Source organism: Halalkalibacter sp. HAAS-P014, from assembly GCF_056619965.1.
The window spans coordinates 196,661-220,684 of record NZ_JBWQTV010000017.1; the positions used below are offsets into that span (position 1 = coordinate 196,661).

Below are 24,024 nucleotides of genomic sequence, written 5' to 3' on the forward strand. Positions count from 1 at the left end.
TATATATCTTGTAGATTACTTGATATGTTGTTTTGGTCTCTATTTTTTTTGTTGCAGGTTGTTTACATGAAAAAAATGAAACTTTATCTGGAGGAATAAACGATGGAAAAGAAATATATCCTTTCATTAGATCAGGGGACAACCAGTTCAAGAGCAATTCTTTTTAATAAAGCTGGCGAAATTGTGGGCGTGGCCCAAAAAGAGTTTACACAAATCTTTCCTCAAGTAGGCTGGGTAGAGCATAATGCAAATGAAATTTGGTCTTCTATTTTATCCGTTATCGCTCAAGTCTTACAAGTTAATGAAGTAGAACCGAGCGAAATAGCAGGAATTGGAATTACGAATCAACGTGAAACGACGGTCGTATGGGATAGACATACAGGGAAACCTATATATAATGCCATTGTTTGGCAGTCCCGTCAAACAGCAGATATTTGTAATGAATTAAAGGAACAGGGCTACGAAGAGCTAGTCAGAAATAAGACGGGACTCCTAATTGATGCCTATTTTTCTGGAACAAAAGTAAAATGGATTTTAGACAATGTAGAAGGTGCTCGTCAAAAAGCAGAGAACGGTGACTTATTGTTTGGAACAGTTGATACTTGGTTAATTTGGAAGTTATCAGGTGGGAAAGCTCATGTAACTGATTATTCTAATGCGAGTCGTACGTTAATGTACAATATCTATGATTTAAAATGGGATGATGAGTTAGTAGAGATGTTATCTGTACCAAAACAAATGCTACCAGAGGTTCGTCCTTCATCTGAAATTTATGCTCAAACGATTGACTATCATTTCTTTGGACAAGAAGTACCGATAGCAGGAGCTGCAGGAGACCAACAAGCTGCTCTATTTGGACAAGCATGTTATGAAGAAGGGATGGCAAAGAATACGTACGGTACAGGTTGTTTTATGTTAATGAATACGGGAGAAAAGCCAGTACAATCTACTCATGGATTATTAACAACTTTGGCATGGGGAATAGATGGCAAAGTAACATACGCATTAGAAGGTAGTATCTTTGTGGCGGGATCAGCCATTCAATGGTTAAGGGACGGTCTCCGTATGATTAAATCTGCTTCTGATTCTGAAAAGTATGCAAGTAGTGTTTCATCTACAGACGGTGTTTATATGGTACCGGCTTTTGTAGGACTAGGAACTCCTTATTGGGATAGTGAAGTTCGTGGCGCCATTTTTGGTCTTACTCGTGGTACAGAGAAAGAACATTTCATACGTGCTACTTTAGAATCGTTAGCTTATCAGACTAAGGACGTCCTAACTGCGATGGAATCAGACGCACAGATTAAGTTGAAAACGTTACGCGTCGACGGTGGTGCTGTAGCAAATAACTTTTTAATGCAATTCCAAAGTGATATTTTAGGTGTTCCTGTACAGCGTCCAACTATTAATGAAACAACGGCACTTGGCGCAGCTTATTTAGCTGGACTTGCTGTTGGTTTTTGGTCAGATCGTAATGAGATCGCAAAACAATGGAACATTGACCAAACCTTTGAAAATAAGATGGATGTTCAAGAGAAAGAGAAACTGTATTCTGGTTGGAAAAAAGCAATTGAAGCAACAACTGCATTCAAATAAAATAATGTATTACTTTTTAAAATAGTTATGGTATAATAAAGATAAGTTAATATTTGGTCGGAGAATTGGAGAGACCACAACACTCTATCGTTATCGTATGCGATAGGGGTGTTGTGGTCTCTTTTTTATTCTCATAACATTACTAAGGAGTGAATGAGAATGGCAAAACAATTTTCAAGCTTGAAACGAGATAATTATATAAATGAAATGAGTAACACTGAGTTGGATCTTTTAGTCATCGGTGGCGGGATTACAGGTGCAGGAATTGCTTTAGATGCTCAAGTACGGGGGATTCAAACAGGACTAATTGAAATGCAAGATTTTGGTGCTGGTACATCTAGCCGTTCTACTAAGCTTGTACATGGTGGACTACGCTATTTAAAACAATTTGAAGTGAAACTAGTAGCCGAAGTCGGCAAGGAACGTGCAATTGTATATGAAAACGCTCCTCATGTAACGAAGCCTGAATGGATGCTATTGCCAATGATTGAAGGGGGTACCTTCGGAAAATTTGCCACTTCTATTGGGTTAAAAGTATATGACTATTTGGCCGGAGTAAAAAAATCTGAGCGTCGCTATATGCTGAATCGTAATCAAACGATGGATCAAGAGCCATTACTTCGTAAAGATAAGTTAAAAGGTGGAGGAGTTTACGTTGAATATAAAACAGATGATGCGAGGCTTACATTAGAAGTCCTTAAAGAAGCTGTGGCACGTGGGGTGCTAGCTGTCAATTACACAAAAGCCGAAGAAATTGTATATGAGAATGGCAAGGCAGTAGGTGTTAAAGTGATTGATGTATTATCTGGTCAATCTAGTATCATTCGTGCTAAGAAAATCGTGAACGCTGCAGGACCATGGGTCGACAATATTCGTGAAAAAGACCAGTCAAAAAAAGGGAAATATCTCCATCTTACAAAAGGAGTTCACCTTGTTGTCGATCAATCGCGCTTCCCTTTAAAGCAAGCCGTCTATTTTGATACAGAGGATGACGGAAGAATGATGTTTGCTATTCCACGTGGTGGGAAAACATACGTAGGAACGACAGATACGTTTTATGATGGTGATATTACAACACCACGCATGACAGTTGCAGATAGAGATTATATTATTAATGCTGTCAATTATATGTTTCCTGATGTTGAATTAAGAGTAAGGGATATCGAATCATCCTGGACAGGGTTGCGTCCACTAATTCATGAAGAAGGAAAAAGCGCATCCGAGATATCTAGAAAAGATGAGGTTTTCTTTTCTGATACTGGATTAATATCGATTGCAGGTGGAAAGCTAACAGGCTATCGTAAAATGGCGGAAAGAGTAGTCGATATTGTTAGCAAGGACCTTGGTATTAACGCTCAATGTACAACTGATAAAATTACTTTATCTGGCGGGGACGTTGGTGGGGCAGATCAGTTCTCGAAGTTCTTGGAAGAAATGATAGACGAGGGAGTAGAGTTAGGATTAAGTAAAAATGATGCAGCGGAGCTTGCCAATTTATATGGCACCAATGTGAAGCAAGTCTATGAAATTATGCGTACGAGAGGTCATGAGGCAAAGCAAAATAGATTAGATGTGGTAGTGTTTGCTTCGCTTATTTACGGAATGGAAGAAGAAATGGTTACGTCACCAGTAGACTTCTTTAATCGTCGCACAAGTGCCATTTTCTTTAATATCCATTGGGTTCATGAATGGAAGGATGCAGTACTTCTATACATGAAAGATTGTTTTAATTGGACGAATGAAGAGCTACAGTTTCATTACAAGAAATTAGAAGAGGAAATTGAGCATGCAACAGTGCCAGTTGATGAGATGGTTCCTTTCAGAAAAAATGCATAAATTTTTGTTAATTATATGAGAGATTGTAACAGTATTGAGGCGTAAGATTATAAAGAACATTGGAGTGTACCTATAAAGGGCACTCTTTTTTTATTAGTTGTTTGCTAGTAGAAGTTATAAGAGTTCAAATGATACAAATTCTATGTAAGTAGAAGTTATACTTTGTGTAAAAAACGCTAACTATACATATTTTCTAAATAATTCTAAAATTAAGATAATTAGAGAGCTAGTAAGAAAGTAGTTGCTAATCTATTCAATGCTCTCATGGTTTTATTAAAAAGGAGGTTTTTTTTATGGCGAAGAACAAAAAACTAATTGTTACTGTTGCACCTAGTAGTAATTTTCATGGGAAAGAAGCGAACCCTGCTCTACCAGAAACACCAAAGGAAATTGGAGAAGAGGCTTACCGCTGTTATAATGCAGGGGCATCAATTGTCCATGTTCATGCAAGAGATAAGCATGGAAGACAAACAAATGACGTAAATGTTTTTAGAGAAATAAATGAAGAAGTACGTTCAAAATGTAATCTGATCCTGCAAAATAGTACAGCACCGGCTATGATTCCAGAAAGTACGGTTGATGATGGGCTAAGTGTACTAGAAGCAGGTGCGGAGATGTGCTCTCTTGATTGTGGGATTGGAGTGGTCTCATTTAATGGTATGGAGAAGCACCTTATGTGGACAAGAAAGTGGCTATTAGATGCCGCAAAGGCAATGCAGGAACGTAATATTAAACCTGAGCTAGAGATCTTTAACCATACTCAACTAGAAGATGTTATAAATATTCTCATGCCATCAGGTGTATTGAATGATCCTCCATCTTTTAACTTTGTCATGGGGATGAACAAAGCCAACCAAAGTGGGATGGAATATAGCATGGAGAATTTGACTCATTTAGTTCGAAAGCTTCCTGAGAATGCACTCTTTGGGGCTATGGGGGTAGGTCCGCATCAACACCCAGCAACAATTGCTTCACTTCTATTAGGTGGCAATGTTCGAGTAGGTTTTGAAGATAATATATTTATTAGGAAGGGTGAATTAGCGAAGAGTAATGCTCAACTAGTTGAAAGAATTGTAAATATCGCTACTGATTTAGGGTATGAAATTGCTACTCCAGATGAAGCTAGAGAAATTCTAGGCATAGCGAAAGTAAAAAGTAATGCATAAGAACGGAAAGTTACATTTTCTTAAAGAAATCTAATTTAAGATAAAAGAGAGGAGGGATAAAATACACTCAATTGGTGACTCCTCTCTTTCTAATAAGTTTATAAATAAATAGAAAGGTTGAAAAATATGAAACTTATAGATTTAAGTGTTTACTGGGAAAGTAACCCGATGGCAGAGCCTTGGCCTCCTCGAGTTGAGTTTTCTTCTAGTAAAGAACAAGCGATACAGCTTAGCAAAAAATTAGGGATTGAACCTAGTGATTTTAAGGATGGCCTAGCTATGGCAGGAGAACATGTAAGCGCGGAATTTATTTTTCACGTTGGTACACATTGCGATGCTCCAATCCATTACGGTCCTACTAGTGAGGGGAAGCCTTCTCGCACCATTGATGAAATACCATTAGATGTATTTTATGGTGACGGTGTGATATTAGATATGAGATTTAAAGAACCCAAAAGTGGGATAACTGTTGAGGATGTTAAGCAGGCCCTTAAAGATATTGAATATACGATAAAACCCAATGATATTGTTTTGATTATGACAGGATTTGATAAACACATTTACAGTGAAAAATACTTACTTGATCAACCAGGAATGACTGGAGAGGCTACAGAGTGGTTAATCGATCAAGGAGTAAAATTAATGGGAATTGATGCGTACACTTTCGATCGTCCATTTGGTGCAATGGTTGAAGATTTAAAAAAAGGAAATAAGGATGCGTTATTTCCTGCTCATTTTCTAGGGCGTAGAAAAGAATACTATCATATTGAGAAACTAGCAAACCTTGATAAAGTTCCAGTAAGACACGGATTTACAGTTGCTGCATTTCCAATAAAAGTAAAAGGGGGAACAGCCGGATCTGTACGTGCAGTAGCTTTAGTATAAATTAAGTGCGCTGATTTTTAACAAGCCTTAGTAAATATATCTAATAATAAAACACTGAAAATTCAGATTTATGGGAACCAGCTGTTAATAGAAGTAATAATCAAACTTGAAATTCACTTAAAAGAAAACTAGTAACTTACTATACAAGGAGTGATATTAAAGTGATTAAAAAAAATATTCGTATTCAGTTTGTTGACACAGATGCATCAGGACGTATCCATTATAGTTCTATATTTCGTTATTTTGAGATAATGGATCACAACTTTTTTAGGGAAATTGGTTTTCCATGCAAAGAGCTTTTCCAAAAATTTGAGATGCCACGTGTTAACGTACATTGTGATTATCTCGGAAACATTGAATTTGATGATGAACTAGAGGTTCATACTTCTATTACAAAGATTGGTAACTCCTCTTTCTCGTACCTTTTTACATTTTTCAAGAAGGATCAGCAAGTGGCTAAGGGAGGAATTACAATTGTATTTCTCGATAAATTAACAGGGAAATCAGTTTCCATTCCTGATTATATAAAAAAAGAATTGAAGAAACATCTCGAAACAACCGTACTAACTTAAATGCTTATTAACTCATTTTAATAGCGTTTAAATTATTATAGTTATAGCTGTTACGCGACCTTCTGTAAGGTCGCTACAATTGATAAATTCGGGAGGTGTAGCACAAAAATGAGTTTTAATATGATTTTTCTTATCTATCTTTTGCTGTTTGCTGTACTTATGATTGGAATTAGTTTAATAACTAGGAAATGGATGTCTAGCTCAAATGATTTTATCTTAGCTGGAAGAGAGGTGGGTCTTCTAGTTAATACATTTGGGATAGCAGCTATTGGTTTTGCTGGAACAATGCTTACTCTTGCTCCTGCGTTTGCAATATTATTCGGGTTTGGAGCTTCATATGGATTTGGATTAGTATTTGTTTCAGCTTTTATTTTATACGGAATATTTTTAGTACCTTATATTAGGAGATCTGGTGCTCATACTTTATCTGAGTGGCTTGAAATGAGGTTTGATGCAAAAACAAGGGTGTTAATTACAGTTTCTACTATTTTTGGATTGCTAGGAATAATGGCAAATAATGTTGTTTCTATGGCAATTGTTACAACTGGATTTACTGGTTGGTCTCTTATATGGACACTAGCAGGTATCTTCTTTATATTTCTATTATTCACATACATTGGTGGTTTTTGGGCTGTCTCATTAACTGATTTCCTTCAAGTATGTATTGGGTTGGTTGCTCTGCCAGCAATTATCTTGGTAACGATTGAAAGATTTGGAGGATTTAATACACTAGCAGCAAAATGGCCCGGTGACTTTAGTATTTTCACCCATGGTATGAGTAACTCTCAACTACCAATCCTTTCCTTGCAATATCCAAGCTTACTAACATTTATTATTATGTTTGGTTGGTTTTTAGTGTGGGGTAATAATTATTACTGGTTAAGGGTTGCTTCTGCAAGAAATGAAAAAGTTGCCAAAAGGTCATACATTTATGGAGCGCTTTTACTAGGTGTAATTGTTTATCCTATTTTATCTTTAATAGGGGTATATGTGGGTACGGAGTTTTTTGAAAGTTTTGTTCCAGTGGGAACAAACGCTCCTGAATCTGCTTACGGAATTTTACTATCGGCACTTCCTATTGGTCTTGCGGCATTTGGACTAATTTGTGCACTTGCAGCTTCTATTTCAACAGCAACAACCGCATTAATGGGGGCTTCAAGTACTGCAGTAAGAGATATTTATCAGCGATACATTAGGAAAGAAGCAACGCCCCAACAATTAATTATACCTTCTAAGGTTATAACATTAATTCTTGGTCTTCTTGTGTGGTTTTTAACCTTTTATCCAGGTGGACCTGTCTATCTTTTTGCGTTCGCTACAGCATGGCTAGGCCCACCAACTATCCTTGTTTTACTAGGAGTGTGGTGGAAAAGAACGACAGCAAAAGGTGCTTTTGCTGGAGCACTAACTGGGGTTATTGTTACTACCATAGTAACAATCCTTGATATTAGTCAAATATTTCAAGTTAGCCAATATACACATATTGGAGTAATAGCTTTAATCGTAACCGTTTCTATGACGGTAGTTGTAAGCTTAATGACACAACCTAAATATTATGGAAGAAAGGGTTGGGAAATCTCTAGTGAAATCAGCACATCTGATATTAAGTTATCCCAACATGATAAAGATGTTTTGCTATTAATTAACCGAGGATATAAAACAATGGCGGCAGTAACTGATATGTTAGGTATAGACTCTTCAGTAAGTAATGGAATTGTTGAAAAACTCGACGAACTACGCTTGATTTCACGTGAGAAATTAGCTGGTCCAGGTTTTTATACTTTTACGCTAACTAATCAAGGAAGTAAAGTAATAAAAGATGATGTGAAATTTATTGTAGACGATCTAATTGAAGAAGAATTGAATTTTATGTTACATGTGCAAAGGGGACAGGAAAGTTTACAGCAGTACGTTGAGTATGAAAATATAGATTCTCTAAAAGTATCAGCTATTTTTAATAAATTAAATGAAAGCGGTTACTTAGAGGATAAGGGATTATGGAAACGAAAGATTTTAATTACAGAAAAGGGGGAGAGCATTATTAATTCTAATGTTAATATCAAAAGTGCACCATACTGATGGATGTAAAATCAAGGTATCCTATTAATAGGGATACCTTGATTTTTTTAGATTATATTTCTTAACTTACCCATATTTAGATAGAGTGTTTCGTAAATAATGTAAAAACTCCCTAACAACTATAGACTGATGCTTTTGGTTGGGAATTAAACTAACCAAACTAGGTTCATAAAAGCCATTATGGTCAAAATATGGAATGACGACAATATCTCCACTTAATACAAGCGGGTCCTCCTTTATCCAGTAGTCAGTATATATTCCTACACCCAAATTACTTACAATTAAATTTTTAACTACATCGTGATTGTTTGATTGTAAAATAACGTTTCCATCTCCGTGTTTTGAAAATAAACTGTTCCAAAAAGTACGAGAAAGTTCTTCATCTCGAATTATTAAAGGATGTTGAATTAATTCTTCAGGGGTTACAACTTTATTAATAGATAATGGAGAATCTTTGCTAACGCAAACCATCAATTTTGATTTTAATAATGGTTGAAAAGATAATTTAGAATTTATTTCTTTAAGAGCCTCTTCATTTGCCAATATAAGTCCAATATTGAATTGGTTATTTTTAATGGACTTTATTATTTCAAACGACTCCTCTTCTTGAATTTTAATTTGTACATTTGGATGATCCTTTTTAAAAGCAGAAATAACTTCCGGAAGAAAGGTTGAAAAAAAGATTGTCGAAGCTGTTATTTTTACTTCTCCTTTTAAGAGTTCTGCTTCTTGTCCTACATCTTTTATTTCCGCTATTTTATTCAATACATCGTATGATAATTTTAATATTTGTTTCCCTTCATCTGTGCATTCAGTTCCTGAACGAGAGCGAACAAATATAGTAATTCCAAGTTCAGATTCTAGATTTGAAATTGCTTGGCTTATGGCTGAGTGAGAGATAAAAAGTTTTTCAGAAGCTTTTAAAATACTCCCCTGCTCAGCAACTTCAATAATATATTGGAGTTGGTCTAAATTCATTGTTGGACAGTCCTCCTTATTTTCATAAAAAAGTTGAGTTCATTGTAAATAGTAGAAGGAGCATTCCAAAAATCGTGTGCGTACCTGGCAAAACTGGCTTTAAAAACAGGAAGCACAAAATGCTTCCTGTTTTTTATATGAATATAATTTTATTACTTGTTGAGTCCCATTAATAACATCCTCAATTAGAATCCATTATCACCATACTGTTCCTTTGCAGCCTGAAGGTGTTCAATACCATGGGCTAAAGGGAAGACAGGCTCTATCGCATCACTTGAAAGCGATGTGAGAAAGTTGCTTCACAAAAAGTCATATCCAAGACTGTTTGATAACTCTTTTGATGCCTTTTTTAATTCTGTTGTAACAGTTGAGTTAGGGGAGACGTCAATAACTTCTGAAAGTCCAATCACACAAAGTGCAGCTACTAACTCGTTCTTTTGGTCGAAAACCGGAGTGGCGATCGCGGTAATCCCCGGTATATAGGTCGTTGTGTACGCGTACCCATTTTCTTTAACCGTTGAAATCAGTTGATCATATTCCTCGTTGCTTACAGAAAATTCCTCTAATTCGGATTGAATAAAGCTCTCTGTTTTTTCTTTTGGATAATGAGCTGCAAAGATGTTGCCGGTGGCAGTGACTAAGAGTGGCGCTGATGAACCGACTCGTACATTAATATTGAAAGTTTTCTTGCTTTCTTCCCATGTAATGAAGATAGGACCGGCATTTTCAATCCAGATCGATAACGCAACAGTTTCATCCAGTTGCTCACTTAATTTTTTAATAAAAGGTTCTGCTTTAGCTCGAATGTCATAATTGCTTAAACTCCGTATGCCGATTAAACTCAATTCACTTCCTAAGGAATAGCGTAGGTCATCATCTTTCTCAAGAAAGCCAATCCTACACAAACTTATTAAATATCGATAGAGTTGGCTTTTGGGCATACCACAAGCCTTTGAAATTTCTGTAATTGTTAAAGGTTTAGCTGCATCTGAAACGATTTTTAGTATGGAAAAGCCTGATTCAATAGACTGAATCCCCTTTTTTTCTGCTTCGATTGTTCCCATTGATTTTTCCTCCTATGACTATCGTTAAATGAATGTTTTAGTAATTTACTAACATTGTTCAATCCAAGTAAGACAAAATCCTTTATACATTATACATTTTGAGTTAATTCGATGTTTTGAAACTAGTCAGAAAATTTTATTGACATTTCGTTTTTCTGTCTATATAATTTGAATTAACAACGATAGATCAACTTAGTTAACGATAGTTTAACACTTAAAAAGCATTGAAGCAATAGAAAAATGATTTAAACAAAAGATGAAAAAACTCACTGTATGAGTTAATGAACTAATTCATCTTTTCTTTTACCAACAAAGTGAAACCGGTTGCAAAGTGAAATAGAAAAACCGAATTGAAAAGGGTGATTTCAATGAATTCATTAAAAGCGAAGAAAGTATTGAATGCTCTGTCTAAAGGGAAGCTCGCTATTTTAACAGATAAACATGAACATGGAAAGCTTATAAGCCTCGTAGATAAGGTTACACCGGAGGATATTAACTTCATGGTGACACATGCAAAAGGATTTTTAAGTGTCGCAATGGAGAACAATCGAGCAAAACAGCTCGATTTCACTAACCAAAACGGTGCTGAACCAAATAACACCCATGCTTTTACGATTTCGGTTGACGTAGAGGGAACTACTACTGGTATTTCAGCCTTTGAAAGACATGACACAATAAAGGCACTAATCGACCCGAATCGAGAACCGGAAGAGTTTAAGAGGCCGGGCCATGTGTTTCCAGTACTTGCTCATGAGGAAGGAATTTATGGAAAACAAAGTCATACAGAAGTAAGCTTGGAGCTTGCAAAGTTGAACGGTGCATACCCAGCTGTAGTGATGTGCGACCTTCTTAATGAAAAAGGTGAGCTTTCGACTTTACAAGAAATTGAGTTATTTGCTGAGAGATTCAATATCGAACTAATGAAAATGGACGATTTCTTGTTTGAATTTATACGATCTCAACAAGCTTTCACGGTTGATACAAAATCAAAAGTGAAAACGTATCATGGAGAATTTGACGTAAGTACATTTGCAAATAAGTATGATTCATTACATGATCAAATTCTTGTTCATAATTCCGTGTATCCTAGTGAAATCATGCCAGTCTATGTTCATGAAGATTGTGATCAGTGTGACTTCCGATTATGTGATTGCCAATTAAAGTTAGATAAAGCACTTACTAAGATCAAGAAATTAGGTAGAGGGGCTTGCATCTTTATTAGAAACAGAGAGGAAGATTCTCTTCTAACTAGGTTAGGTGAAAACCATAAAAGTTTCATCATTAGACAGATCTTAGTTGCGAGTGGCTTGAAAGACATTCGTTTGCTAAATGATATTACGTTAGATCAAAGTCTATTAGAAGATATTACGTTACATCCTAATGAAAGCGCAGATATGGTAATAAGTGGTAGAAATAGCATGAAAAGACATGTGGTGTAATTCAAATTAGAATCCATTTTTAAACTTAGGGGGATTTTGAATTGAACTATGAAAAAGTGATCCTAGAGTGCTTAGAAAAGCATCCAGGTGCAAGTTCCAATCGAGTGTTGAAGTTTTGTACTTTAATTGATAGAGATTTATCAAGTAAAGGGAGGGATGAATCAAAGTCGTATATCTTTAAAAGTTTAAGATTATTAAGGAAAAATAGGAAAGTCATTAATAAAGGAAACTCATGGTTTGTAATGAAAAAAAGGAGTGATAGAAAGTGACACAAGTATCAGATCATGTACAAAAATTTAAAGACGTATTGGGGAACTATCCTACGGGTGTAACCGTGGTGACAACAAGTGATGAACAAGGGGTGCCCGTGGGGTTAACGGTTAATTCGTTTGCTTCGGTATCGCTAGATCCATTGCTAGTGTTATGGTCTATTGATCATAAGGTTTCTAGTTTGGATATATTTAAAAATGCTGATAAGTTTGCTGTTCATGTCTTGGCTGGGGATCAACAAGATATTTGTAAGTTGTTTGCAAGTAAGGAAGTAGATCGTTTTTCTAATTGTGAATGGAATACTTCTGAACATGGTCTGCCGATTGTGTCTGGTGCCTTTGCCGTTCTACAATGTAAAACATTTAAACAAGTAGAAGCTGGAGACCATACGATTTTAATCGGAGAGGTTATTGATATTGAGATAGATGATAAAGAAGCAATGTTATATCATAATCGAAAATTTGGACCGATCCCTGCTGAGTTTCATCAGTAAAAAGCAATTGTTTTTATAGAGTAGGTTTGTGAGTTTGTCAGTCGAGAATTCGGAATAATAACACTCAAAAAAATATTTCGAAAACTTATTGACAACGCTTTCATAGATGCATATAATTCAAATTAGTTACTAATCGTTAACAAGGTTAATCATAATCAAACAAAAGAGGAGAGATACAAATGAAATTTGGTTACTTTACACTTACAGACAATCCGGTTGAATATGGTGATACAAGAAAAGATGCGAATCAAATGATTTTAGATCTAGTTGATCAAAGTGTTTATGCTGAGGAATTAGGATTTAACTCAGTTTGGGTTCCGGAACACCACTTCAGTGCATTAGGCGTCTTGCCTTCACCTTCTGTGTTCTTAGCGCACGTAGCAGCAAAAACGAGCAAAATCGAATTAGCACCGGCAACGGTTTTACTTCCTGCAAGTCATCCAATCCGTATGGTTGAAGAATATGCGCTACTTGATTTACTAAGTAACGGTAGAGCAATCTTCTCAGCAGGAAGAGGTTATGATAAGCGTGAATATGACGTATTCCAAGTAGATTTCAATGAAAGCAGAGAGATCTTCTTCGAACAATTAGATATTATGAAGAAAGCTTGGACGCAAGATTCTAAACTTTCATATGACGGAAAGTATTACAAGTTCCCTGAAATTGAAATCACACCAAAGCCAGTACAAAATCCAGCACCACCAATCTATGTAGCAGCATTCTCTGAGCCTAGTATTCTAAAAGCAGCTGAAATGGGTGAGCATGTTATCTTCGCTCCGTTCGCAGCAACAATGGTATTTGGTAGCGTTGCAAATGCTGTAAACACATTTAAAGCAGAATCTGCGAAACACGGATTCTCAGGAAAACAAGCAAAATGCTCGTTCTTCTTGAATGTAACCGAAACTCCAGAAGAAACAGAAGCAACAAAAGAGCGTATGCTTAAATACTTTACGGGTCTAGTACCAGCGTTCCCGGATGATCCAACAACTGCACCACCTCATATTCGCTATTTCGTAGACATCGTAGAAAAGCTTAAAAATATGAGAACAGAAGACTTAAGTGAAGCTAGTATCATCGTTGGTGATGGAGAGTACGTAACAGCGAAACTTAAAGAGCTTGAAGAAGCAGGAATCGAAGAAGTTATTATCTACTTTGACTTTGGTGGTCTATCACACGCTGAAACATTAAAAGCGATGGAGCGCTTTGCAACACAGGTTATGCCACACTTTGAAAATAGCAATATCAATGTTGAAGCAAAAGTTAACTCATAAGGGATGAAAACAGGGGAGTGGGCTGCAATCTAGTCAACTCCCTTTCCTACTAACTAGTAAGGGAGTAAATTTCAACATCCCTTGTTTTGGACATGGTGTATGATGGATCTAGAACCATGACATATATAATGAAGAAAAAAATTATTAAACTAAATAGGGGGTTACGATATTGAGCCATCGACTAAAAAGAATCCTTGTCTTAATAGGCTTATTAATCATGATTTTTCTTCACTTTGATTTTTGGTGGTTTGATCAAGTTAATCCAATTTTATTCGGTTTTATGCCAATTGCCTTGTGGTTTCAAGTATTAGTTGGGGGAATCCTTGCTTCCATTTTCTTGTTTTTTGCCTATAAAGTCATTTGGCCTGATGTTCCAGAACACTTCGAAGATGAAGACTGATTGATAAGGAGGAATAAAATTGGATAATCGAATACTTCTAGTTTTTATTGTAGCAGCCATTTATATGTTGTTTATCATTCTAATGGGATGGAGAGCTCAAAGACAAACAGCAAATACAGGAGAAGATTATTTTTTAGCTAGTCGATCGATTTCAAGTTTTTATTTATTTTGTGCAATTATAGGTGCTAATTTATCGGCCTTTGTAATGATGGGAATGCCTGGGTCAGCTTATCATAATGGGTTTGGAATGTATGGTTTAATTATGGGTGCTGGTTCATTTATGATCGGGTTCACAACTTACTATTTTGGAGTGAGAGTCTGGATTTTAGGGAAAAAGTTCGGATATAGTACTCCGAGTGAATTTTATGGAGAGCGCTTTCAAAGTAATTCGATCTCCTTAATCATGTTCGTTATCTTTGCCATCTATACGATGCCTTATGTTGTTACAGGACAAATTGGGGCTGGAGCAGGGTTTGAAACCTTTACAAACGGAATCATTCCTTATTGGCTAGGATCTCTAATCATTACCATTGTTGTAGGGTATTATGTTTGGGGAGGTGGAATGAGAGGAACCGTTATAACCAATACAGCTCAAGTTATTATTTTCACTGTGTTTCTTCTTCTAGCCGTTGTTTTACTTGCTAATGAAAGTGGTGGATTCAGGGGAATAACAGAAAGAGTGCTACAAGAACAGCCACATCTTTTACAAAGAGACGGAATCCCAGCCTTTTCATGGCAAGTATGGTTTAGTCAGTGGTTATTGTTCGCGTTCGTGGTATTCAGTTTTCCACATGTTTTTGTAAGGTTATTAGCAAGTAAAAGCAGTAATGTATTACGTCAAAACAGTATTATGTATCCGCTAGGGATGTCGTTCATTTATGTACTTGCGGTTACTCTTGGGGTATGGGGAGCAGTATTGATTCCTGGATTAGAGGGAAGTGCTTCTGACAGTATCGTCTTCATGTTAACATTTGAGTATCTGCCATTATGGATGGGTGGACTAGCATTAGTCGGTTTATTCGCAATGGTTATGTCAACAATGGATGCACAGCTTTTAACAATGAGTAATTTATTTACGAATGATATTGTCAAAAAATACTTCAAAATAGAAAGTGAAGCAAAAACCGTTCACTACGGTCGTATGTTTGTTGTTCTTCTACTTGCGATTTCATATGTTGTATCACTGCTTAGACCTGCAAGTGTATTTGAAATTGCGAATGTTTCCTTTACTGGAACAACAGCGATGATTCCGGTCATGATTGGTGCCCTGTACTGGAGACGCTTAACGAGAGTGGGCGCGATCTCAAGTTTGGTGGTCGGTGGTTTATTAGTACCGACTTACTTCTTTACCGATTGGCTTCCGTCCTTTGGCTTCTTGCCAATTGTACCAGTTATGGTTGTTTCAACGGTTGTCATGATTGTGGTGAGTTTGTTAACAAAACCAGAGTATGAAAGAGCCGATAAACATTTGGATATTATCAACAAGTATTTCAAGAAAAAACCTGATGGTGAGCAAGTCTCGCAGGAGAAAAAGGCTCAATGATAAAATGGAAGTGCAGATAGGATAACGTAATTTTAGTATCAAAACTAAAACAACACTATGGATAAAAACAGGATTGTAACTGATTAAGTTCAGGAAAGACCTAAAATGTGTAATCGGGATACATGTGTCCCGTAGTACACCTTTTAGGTCTTTTTTATGGGAGGAGAGGGGGAGGGGAGAGCATGGGGACGGTTAAACCGTTTCTTTTAGCAGAGTTTGGCCTTCATCAGCCATATGAAGGTCGTTTCGTCAGGATCTCAGGAGAGAAAAGGTCTTCATAGTCTTGATGAAGGCCGTTTCGTCAGGATCTCAGGAGAGAAAAGGTCTTCATAGTCTTGATGAAGGCCGTTTCGTCAGGATCTCAGGAGAGAAAAGGTCTTCATAGTCCAGATGAAGGCCGTTTCGTCAGGATCTTAGCAGAGAAAAGGTCTTCATAGAAGCGTGGGGAGGGTTCTCGTGCTTCTTACCGTTTAGCCTTATTGGAGAGTATATTGACTCGTCTAGTTATGACTTATAGAATTGGGAATGAATGTAAAGTAGTGGGAGGTTCTACCATGTATAAATACTTTATAGGGGTAGCTATAGTTTTTACCCTCTTATTGTCGGCTTGTAATACAGGGGCAGATGTTGTCACATCCGACCATCTCGAAGTTAATGAAGAGGAGCTTGAACCTGTTGTTGATAGCACGGAAGAGAGTTATGAGAAAACCGAAAGCATCGCAATTGATCGTAATGAATCGGATGAATTTAGAACCGTTAGTGCTTTTGTGCGTCACATAGAAGATGCGTTTGAAGAAGTTCCTTGGCACGAAAAAGAACGGCTTGAGAAAACGGGACATGACGACCTGTATTACTATTATCTAAAGGCGATGATAGCCGAAGACTTTTTTCATACCAATGATACACGGGGGTTAGAGGTACCGAACCAAGCGAAAGAGGTCGCTGAACGGTTTCGTGAAGCAGCTTCAAAAATTGTCGCCGAACACAGGAACACCAATGGACAACCCAATGAAGAAAAAATGTACAAGTTAATTGACGAAATGTGGGAAGTAACATCCGAATTCATTGATAGTTTATAGGTGAAGCAGGGGAATTCTTTAGTTACGCTAAACGAAGGGAGCACAAGAACCGTCAACCGTCCCTGTGCTCCCCAAACCTATTATTCAATTAAATTCGGTAAGAATGTAACGATTTCTGGGAAAATCATAAATAGTGCAACAAGTAGAATCATCATGTATAAAAATGGCCATATTCCTCTAAAAATCGTTTCAACTGAAACATTTGGAACGACCCCTTTTAAAATAAACACGTTCACGCCAACTGGTGGAGTGATAACTCCCATACCTGCAACTAGTACAATAATAACCCCAAACCAAATTGGATCGTACCCTAATGTAGTAACGACTACTGGATAGAAGATTGGAATCGTTAACAAGATTAATGCTAAAGCATCCATGAAAAATCCTAAAATTAAATAAACAAGTAAGATTAAAGCCATGATCATGAAGGATGGTAAAATTAAAGTATCAATCCATCCACCAACCTCAAATGGAATTCGACTCATTGAGATCAGACGACCAAAAACAGTCGCACCAGCAATTAGTAGCATAATCATTGCGGTCGTTCTCAATGTGTCAAAAAGGGAATTTTTAAGACCTTCCCAATTTAATGTCCTCGTTAATAACGTAATGAGTAAAACTCCACCAGCTCCGACAGCACCTGCTTCTGTAGGGGTAAACCAACCAGCAAATAATCCACCCATCGATATTGCGAAAATAACAGCAACCTCAAAAAGACCACCTTTAAGAGACTGCATTCTCTCTTTCCAAGTGAACTTTTCACCTGGAGGGGCTAGTGCTGGATTTCTCTTCGTTATGAAATAGATAACTAGCATGAATAAAAGCATTAATAATACACCTGGAATAATACCAGCTATAAAAAGCTTTCCAATTGACTGTTCAGTCGAAATACCATAAATAATGAAAAGCGTACTTGGTGGAATTAACATACCAAGATTACCACCAGCTGCTACACTTGCTGTCGATAGGGAGTCGTCGTAATTACGCTTCCTCATTTCAGGTACAGCAATTGAACCAATCGTGGCTGCTGTTGCGGTATTAGAACCTGAAATTGCTCCGAAAAGACCAGCAGCTCCTTGTGCAGCGATCGCTAATCCACCAGGTAGGTGACCAGCTAATTTATAAGCAAAATCGAACAACTTTGCTCCAATACCTGCGTAGAAGGCTAGAAAGCCCATCCAAACAAACATCGGAATAGCACTTAACGTGTAGGTTGAGAAGGTTGCGTATATTTCAGTAGCAGCTACGTTCAGTGCTACATCCCAAGACCTAATGACACTAATTCCAATGATACCAGTAATTAACATGGAGTAAGCTACTGGCATACGTAATAATAAGAAAATAAAAAAGACAACAATACTAATAAGTCCAACTGTAACTAGTGACATTATTGATCACCTTCTTTTGAGTATAAAGATAATACTTTCCCTAGAACGACTAAAGCAAGTACGCCGAAGCCGAGTGCTAATATGAAGATAAAAGGAAAATGTGGGTATCGAATCGTCATTGATACTTCCCCAGTTGCACGTGAAGTATTTGCGTATAATACCATTTGCCAAGCTACTAAGAAAAGAAAAACAGCTGAAGTTGTACCGATAATAGTATTGATCACTTTCTGTACCATATTAGGGAACCGTTCAACTAATATACCAATATAGATATGTCCATCTCTTACTGCACAGTAGGCAACTGATAAGGCAATGAGTGCAGTCGTAAAAAATAAGACTAAATCAAGCGTTCCAGGTACAGGTGCATTGAATAACCTTCTTGAGATGACATTGATTATGATTAACATTGCAGTACCAAAAAGGATGATGGCTGCAATATTCTCCAATCCTTTACTAGCCTTTTTGACAATGTTGTTATACCCCTTGATCACCTGTCCAACCCCCTTATAATTCATAAATAAAACATAAAAGGCATCGCATCTTAACCAAAGGGAGTGATGCGATGCACTTTTTAAGATCGCTGGTTCTTAGTTACCAAATTCCGCATTATACTTATCAGTTAACTCGACAAGTTTATCCATGATTTCTTGCCCATCAAGTCCCTGATTATTAAGGTGCTCAACATGATCATCAAATAACGGATTTAGTGCTTCATGCCAACGCGCTTCTTCTTCTTCTGTTAAGAAAATTTCTTCTACACCATGCTCTTCAAAAGCATACTGTAAACCACCGTCAACCTCATTTGTAAATACTTCTACTGCATATTCAAAGTACTCTTCATTTACCTCATGAATGGCTTCTTGAATATCTGTTGGGAATGAATTCCATACATCCTTGTTCATTGTGACATAATGAACTGTGTTATAGATTAAGCTAGAGTGCGTAATATAATCTGTTACTTCAGCTAAGTTAAAAGATTTTAGCGTATCAGCAGGTAATAAACTTCCATCAACAACTCCACGTTGCATAGCTTCATACGTTTCAGTAACAGGCATTGCTACAGGTGTTGCACCAAGTGCTTCTAAAGTCTCTACGTTCGTACCACTTGCACGGATTTGTTTTCCTCTTAAGTCCTCAAGAGTTTCAACAGGTTCTCTCATCATTAAGATCCCAGGTGCGATCCCGTAGATGAACATTAATTCTGTATCTTGTAATTCTTCAGGATTTAATTCAGCTACCATGTCACGTGCAACATAACTTGATACCGCACTGTTTTGATACTCGATTCCACCTAAATACATAGCATTTAAGACTGGTAATCTTCCAGAGTTCATACCAGATACATCATGCCCAATGTCTGCAGTACCTGAAGCAACTCCTGGATAAATATCACCATTACCTAATAATGATCCTCCTGGATAAAGTTCAATCGATACCAAACCATCCGTTGCTTCGTTAATCGCATCAGCCCATTTAGGGAAAATTTCTCTTTGTACTGGGTGCATAGGTGGTGCGAAGTCAGCGAGACTTAACGTTACTGGATCCATTGTTTCTGGAGCTTCCGTTTCATTTCCTTCATCAGTCGCGTCTGTAGTAGTTTCTGTATTTCCACCACAAGCTGCTAGCATGATAGCGGTTACAATCATGGATATAAATAATAAGAAAGATTTTTTTGTTAATTTCATTTTTATTGACCTCCCTTTTTAGGTTTCCTCATTAAAATAAACTATAAAATTCTTTTTTACCTCGATTAGAATGCACTTTTCGCAACATTCACTCCCCTTTATAGTAGATTACGACTAATATCAATGAAAGCGTTTTCCTAAATTAGTAATTTAAGAATTATACTCTACATTGACTGGTTGTGTTTTTAGTATATAAAAAGTAATAGATTATTACCACCTGCACTATGATGGAAATTAGTAATCTCCTTCATATACAATGTAGGAAAAGTTTTTTTATTCTCATAATTCGGAACTAGGCGAAGGGAAGGGGACGGTGCGAAAGTAACTCGAAGAAGCGCAATAGCTCCACACGTTACGCGCCTTACTATGAGAAACTCACTCATAGTAAGGCTTTCAAAAGAGGGTAACGGCTACGCATATTGCCTATAAGTAGTAAAAAGGGAAAAACGTCCTTTTTTACTACCCTCGGATGGTTCTCTTGCTCCCATAATTTAAAGGAATATCAAATTAATCGTAGAATATGAATAAGGTGCAAAAGGGACCCTATTAAACTGTGTCTTAATAATACGGAGGTGTATATGGTTGCTAAATCCGATTTGTCGTTAAATGAAAATCAAATTTCGTTATTGCAAGCAAGTATTGAAAATCTCCATAATATCCAAGACTGGAATGTTCTAACCCAATCGATTGTTGTACAAGCTGTTCAATTAATTGGTGGTGGTAAAGGGTTATTTTTTGTATTTGACCAAAGTGTAAAAGAATTAATTCCTTATTCGAATAACGATTTTACACGAGAAGAGGTAAAAAAGTTAACAGCGAAAACGAAAGAAATTTTTGTAGTCAATAAACGATTTAATGAAAAGTACATCTATAAAGAGAACTATTATTTCTTTCCGTTTGCAAGACAAAACAAAATCACAGGAGTCCTTTTGTTGAAGCCGTATGAAGGGGAACTTTCAAACGTGCACCTTAAATTAGTCAGCTTTTTTATGCAGTCGATCCCAATTCTATTAGAAAACTCTAGACTTTATTTAATGATGCAAAGAAAAACTGAAAGTCTGACGTTAATGAATCAGCTTCATCAAGTTGTCAATGTTTATTCATTTCAGGAGATTATGGCAGAGGTCGTAGAAAAAATTGGTGAATTACTAGATTCTGAGATGGCTGGAATCATGCTATATGAACCAGAGAACAATGAACTGGTCTTACAAAAGCCTGCGTTTGGATTTTGGAGTGATGAAATCATTGAACAGTATCGGTCATCACTCAATGAGCATAGCAATGCGAAGAATGTCTTTTTAAGTGGTGTTCCAGTGATTACATCGGACGCTAGAAATGACCCGAGATTTAATCGAAAAATTGTCAATTTATTTGAAGCTGACTCTGTTGTGACGGTACCTTTAGTTGTTGAAGATAACCGTATAGGAGTTATCCATGCAATTAATAAGAAAAATAACGGGTATTTTATCCAAGATGATGTCGATCTTTTAATGGAACTAGCAGAGCAGCTAGGAACTCTATTACAAGGAGCACTACAACTCTCCAATCAATCAGCCTCGGAATATCGCCGTGTTGAAATTGAAAAGTATTTAGCAGAGCAGCTGATTGGATTGCTAATAAAAGAAGATGAGAAGAAAATAGATGAAATTGAAAAAATTAGCCTGACGTTAGGTTTTAAGCATGCCCCAAGATTCAGTGTAATGGTGGTTGGATTTTATCAAAATGGGAACTGGGGTGTAAATCAGTTAACAGATCATGTAGGTATGATTTTGAAAAGAATAACAAAGTGGGTACCCAATTCTGTTGCAATCGAGAAAGAGGGATGGGTGATTGTTTTAACCTCACATTATGAGGAACATGAAATGGATGACTGTAGCAAAACTATAAGAAAAAAGATCCAGAAATATCTATCTAACCAAAAAATCAATCAAGCGGATGTTTATATTGGTGCCGGAGAATCGGTTGAATCAATCGAGTATGTTCCTACTTCTTATAAGCAAGCGAAACAAATCGTAAATGCTCTTCCACATATTGTTCAATTAGATAATGTTGGATATTACCCTTTTTGTGGTAGTTGGACATTACTCTCGAATCTTGGAGCTAACCAAGAGATTGTAAACCCTTTTATTATGTACTATTTAAATAAAATGAATGAACTGAAAAATGTCGAGGAAATGAAGGTAACTCTTCAAGCCTATTTAAAAAATAATGGGCAATTGAAAAAAACAGCCGAGGATTTATTTGTGCATCAGAACACATTAAAGTATCGAATTGAAAAAATTCAAGATGTAACAGGTTATGACTTATCTGATTCAGAACTACGCTTTAACTTAAACTTAGCTTTACGGTTAGAACAACTAGTATTATAGGTCATTGAAAAAGGTACGACCTTTCCCTTTTTCAATGACCTAAAGCCATGTGCGAAGCGGCCGTAATCTTTTAAGCTTTTTGAGCGCACTTTTCAAAAAGCGCACGGCGAGTGGAGCCATGGCCTTCCTGAAACTACCCGAGTGGCTTTTCCTTTAGATCAATTGTCTCTTCTATAGGTCACTTAAAAAGGGTGCCTTTCCCTTTTAAGTGGCCTTCCTGAAACTACCTGAGTGGCTTTGCCTTTAGATCAATTGTCTCTTCTTTAGGTCTTAAAAAGGTACGACCTTTCCCTTTTTCAATGACCTACTTGAGAGCACTAGCCTATAAATCTTCAATAGGTAGATTTTCCTTTCGTATATGTTAGGGGATCTACCTTTTTAGTAATAATGCTTTAAAAAGGAGAAAAGGGCATTACTATTTTTCCTTTGTAGTCTGTAAACAAAAGAAACGAGATAAAAGGAGAGTTATTTGTTTCTTCCCCACCTATCAAAGTGTAAGCGCAAACATTAAGATGAGTGTATATCCAAAAAAAAGAAAAAATTCAATAATTTGTTTTGGGGAGGGGAAACTATGACTCTAAGGTTTGATAAAGGTGTGGAGGAACAACTCAATGAGAATGAGTTAAAACACCTACAAGAAGAGAAGTTACGAAAACAGGTTCATTATATGTATCACAATTCTCCCATGTACGCAGCTAAATTTGATGCAGCAGGGATTCATCCTAATGACATTCAGACACTGGAGGACCTAGAAAAGATTCCATTTACGGAAAAACAAGAAATTAGAGAAAGTCAAGAGGGGGCTAACGATTTTGGTTTACACCAATGTGTGGAAATGGCTGATGTCATAAGGATCCATTCTTCTTCAGGAACAACAGGAAAGCCGACTTATGTTGGCATTACCAAGCGTGATAGTGAAATCTGGACAGATATTGTAGCAAGAGTCTATCATACAGCTGGTATTCGTTCCCATCATAAAGTTCTTTTTGCAATGGGTCTAACTTTTTTCGTGGGAGGCCTTCCTTTAAAAGATGGAATTGAACGTCTAGGTGCTTCATTTATTCCAATTGGTACAGGTGCCTCAGAAAGACTTGTGACAACAGCACAGCATCTAAAACCTGAAGTACTTCTTTGCACGCCATCATATGCAAATTATTTGGCTAATTATGTGCGCTCAGAAGGAATCGAGCCACGTGATTTAGGAATTCAGATGATTGGTGTTGGTGGGGAACCAGGTGGTGGCCTACCAGAGGTGCGTGCGAAAATCGAAGAAGATTGGGGAGCACGTGTATTTGAGGCGATGGGCAATGCCGATATGGCTCCTGTTCTTTTTTCTGAGTGTCCAGACGGAGATGGCATGCATTTTGTTGCATCAGATTACGTCATAAGTGAGTTAATTGACCCGGATACAGGGAAAGTATTACCGATTGTGGATGGCGCTGAGGGAGAACTAGTCTATACTTCGATTGATCGAGAGTGCGTTCCACTTCTAAGGTTCCGTACAAGAGATTTAATCAAGGTTAAGGCAGGTCAATGTGAATGTGGCCGCACTAGCTTCAGGATTCGTTGCATTGGGAGAACCGATGATATGTTAATTCTACGTGGAGTGAACGTGTTCCCAACAGCGATTAAAGATGTAGTGAGTAGTTATTATCCGAAAACCACTGGAGAAATACAAATTGTTCTAAAAGAAAAAGGACCGGCTGTTGAACCACCACTTCATATTAAAGTCGAGTATTCCGACGATGTATCACAAGAAGAATTACCAGCTTTAAAGAGTGAAATCGAAAATCAATTACGAGCAAAATTAATGTTCCGAGCAAATATAGAATTCGTGCCTCCTGAGGCGCTGCCGAGGTTTGAAATGAAAGCGAAGTATGTAAAGGTACTATCCTAAAAGTTAGACAGCAT

Annotated in this window: 19 protein-coding genes; 14 read left to right on the plus strand and 5 right to left on the minus strand. The window is 37.0% G+C overall.

Annotated features, from left to right (window positions below; translation table 11 throughout):
- Positions 1-102: 102 nt before the first annotated feature.
- The 6 genes from glpK to AC1FXZ_RS15200 all read left to right on the plus strand — a co-directional run bounded on the left by glpK (position 103) and on the right by AC1FXZ_RS15200 (position 8,134).
- Complete coding sequence (gene glpK / locus AC1FXZ_RS15175) at positions 103-1,596, plus strand: glycerol kinase GlpK (protein ID WP_480055104.1); 1,494 nt, start codon at positions 103-105, stop codon at positions 1,594-1,596.
- Positions 1,597-1,755: 159 nt separating this feature from the next.
- Positions 1,756-3,432: a glycerol-3-phosphate dehydrogenase/oxidase gene (locus AC1FXZ_RS15180; protein ID WP_480055106.1), complete on the plus strand. Its 1,677-nt coding sequence runs from the start codon at positions 1,756-1,758 to the stop codon at positions 3,430-3,432.
- Between the two features lie 293 nt (positions 3,433-3,725).
- On the plus strand, positions 3,726-4,598 hold the full coding sequence (locus AC1FXZ_RS15185) for a beta-keto acid cleavage family enzyme (RefSeq protein WP_480055108.1): 873 nt from the start codon (positions 3,726-3,728) through the stop codon (positions 4,596-4,598).
- Between the two features lie 126 nt (positions 4,599-4,724).
- Positions 4,725-5,483: a cyclase family protein gene (locus tag AC1FXZ_RS15190; RefSeq protein WP_480055110.1), complete on the plus strand. Its 759-nt coding sequence runs from the start codon at positions 4,725-4,727 to the stop codon at positions 5,481-5,483.
- A gap of 161 nt (positions 5,484-5,644) precedes the next feature.
- Positions 5,645-6,055 carry an acyl-CoA thioesterase gene (locus AC1FXZ_RS15195; protein ID WP_480055112.1) on the plus strand — a complete coding sequence of 137 codons (411 nt, stop codon included), beginning with the start codon at positions 5,645-5,647 and terminating at the stop codon, positions 6,053-6,055.
- A gap of 108 nt (positions 6,056-6,163) precedes the next feature.
- Complete coding sequence (locus tag AC1FXZ_RS15200; protein WP_480055114.1) at positions 6,164-8,134, plus strand: sodium:solute symporter family protein; 1,971 nt, start codon at positions 6,164-6,166, stop codon at positions 8,132-8,134.
- 66 nt (positions 8,135-8,200) lie between these two features.
- Here the strand turns inward: AC1FXZ_RS15200 and AC1FXZ_RS15205 are convergent, their stop codons facing one another.
- Both AC1FXZ_RS15205 and AC1FXZ_RS15210 read right to left on the minus strand, forming a co-directional pair.
- Positions 8,201-9,112, minus strand: coding sequence for a LysR family transcriptional regulator (locus tag AC1FXZ_RS15205; RefSeq protein WP_480055116.1), 912 nt, complete (start codon positions 9,110-9,112; stop codon positions 8,201-8,203).
- Positions 9,113-9,411: 299 nt separating this feature from the next.
- Positions 9,412-10,176: an IclR family transcriptional regulator gene (locus AC1FXZ_RS15210; protein ID WP_480055118.1), complete on the minus strand. Its 765-nt coding sequence runs from the start codon at positions 10,174-10,176 to the stop codon at positions 9,412-9,414.
- Between the two features lie 368 nt (positions 10,177-10,544).
- Here AC1FXZ_RS15210 and AC1FXZ_RS15215 point away from each other — a divergent pair, with 368 nt between their 5' ends.
- From AC1FXZ_RS15215 to AC1FXZ_RS15240, 6 genes are all read left to right on the plus strand, one after another.
- A complete protein-coding gene (locus AC1FXZ_RS15215) occupies positions 10,545-11,615 on the plus strand; it encodes a 3,4-dihydroxy-2-butanone-4-phosphate synthase (protein ID WP_480055120.1) in 1,071 nt (356 codons plus the stop codon).
- Positions 11,616-11,880: 265 nt separating this feature from the next.
- Positions 11,881-12,378 (plus strand): flavin reductase family protein, encoded by a 498-nt coding sequence (locus AC1FXZ_RS15220; protein ID WP_480055122.1) that lies wholly within the window; start codon positions 11,881-11,883, stop codon positions 12,376-12,378.
- 179 nt (positions 12,379-12,557) lie between these two features.
- Positions 12,558-13,649: an LLM class flavin-dependent oxidoreductase gene (locus tag AC1FXZ_RS15225; protein WP_480055124.1), complete on the plus strand. Its 1,092-nt coding sequence runs from the start codon at positions 12,558-12,560 to the stop codon at positions 13,647-13,649.
- A gap of 169 nt (positions 13,650-13,818) precedes the next feature.
- The gene (locus AC1FXZ_RS15230; RefSeq protein ID WP_480055126.1) at positions 13,819-14,049 is read left to right on the plus strand and encodes a hypothetical protein; all 231 of its coding nucleotides are present in this window, start codon (positions 13,819-13,821) and stop codon (positions 14,047-14,049) included.
- A gap of 19 nt (positions 14,050-14,068) precedes the next feature.
- A complete protein-coding gene (locus AC1FXZ_RS15235; RefSeq protein ID WP_480055128.1) occupies positions 14,069-15,592 on the plus strand; it encodes a sodium:solute symporter family protein in 1,524 nt (507 codons plus the stop codon).
- A gap of 554 nt (positions 15,593-16,146) precedes the next feature.
- The gene (locus tag AC1FXZ_RS15240; RefSeq protein ID WP_480055130.1) at positions 16,147-16,671 is read left to right on the plus strand and encodes a hypothetical protein; all 525 of its coding nucleotides are present in this window, start codon (positions 16,147-16,149) and stop codon (positions 16,669-16,671) included.
- A gap of 80 nt (positions 16,672-16,751) precedes the next feature.
- Here the strand turns inward: AC1FXZ_RS15240 and AC1FXZ_RS15245 are convergent, their stop codons facing one another.
- The 3 genes from AC1FXZ_RS15245 to AC1FXZ_RS15255 form a co-directional block, all read right to left on the minus strand.
- Entirely contained in the window at positions 16,752-18,059 is a 1,308-nt protein-coding gene (locus tag AC1FXZ_RS15245) for a TRAP transporter large permease (protein ID WP_480055132.1), read from the minus strand.
- On the minus strand, positions 18,059-18,550 hold the full coding sequence (locus AC1FXZ_RS15250; protein ID WP_480055134.1) for a TRAP transporter small permease: 492 nt from the start codon (positions 18,548-18,550) through the stop codon (positions 18,059-18,061). Before AC1FXZ_RS15250 ends, AC1FXZ_RS15245 begins: the two co-directional genes overlap by 1 nt.
- Before the next feature lie 96 nt (positions 18,551-18,646).
- Positions 18,647-19,744 (minus strand): TRAP transporter substrate-binding protein, encoded by a 1,098-nt coding sequence (locus AC1FXZ_RS15255; protein WP_480055136.1) that lies wholly within the window; start codon positions 19,742-19,744, stop codon positions 18,647-18,649.
- A gap of 578 nt (positions 19,745-20,322) precedes the next feature.
- Between AC1FXZ_RS15255 and AC1FXZ_RS15260 the strand changes: the two genes are divergently transcribed.
- Positions 20,323-22,113 carry a helix-turn-helix domain-containing protein gene (locus tag AC1FXZ_RS15260; RefSeq protein ID WP_480055138.1) on the plus strand — a complete coding sequence of 597 codons (1,791 nt, stop codon included), beginning with the start codon at positions 20,323-20,325 and terminating at the stop codon, positions 22,111-22,113.
- A gap of 571 nt (positions 22,114-22,684) precedes the next feature.
- Complete coding sequence (locus AC1FXZ_RS15265) at positions 22,685-24,010, plus strand: phenylacetate--CoA ligase family protein (protein WP_480055140.1); 1,326 nt, start codon at positions 22,685-22,687, stop codon at positions 24,008-24,010.
- Positions 24,011-24,024: the final 14 nt, after the last annotated feature.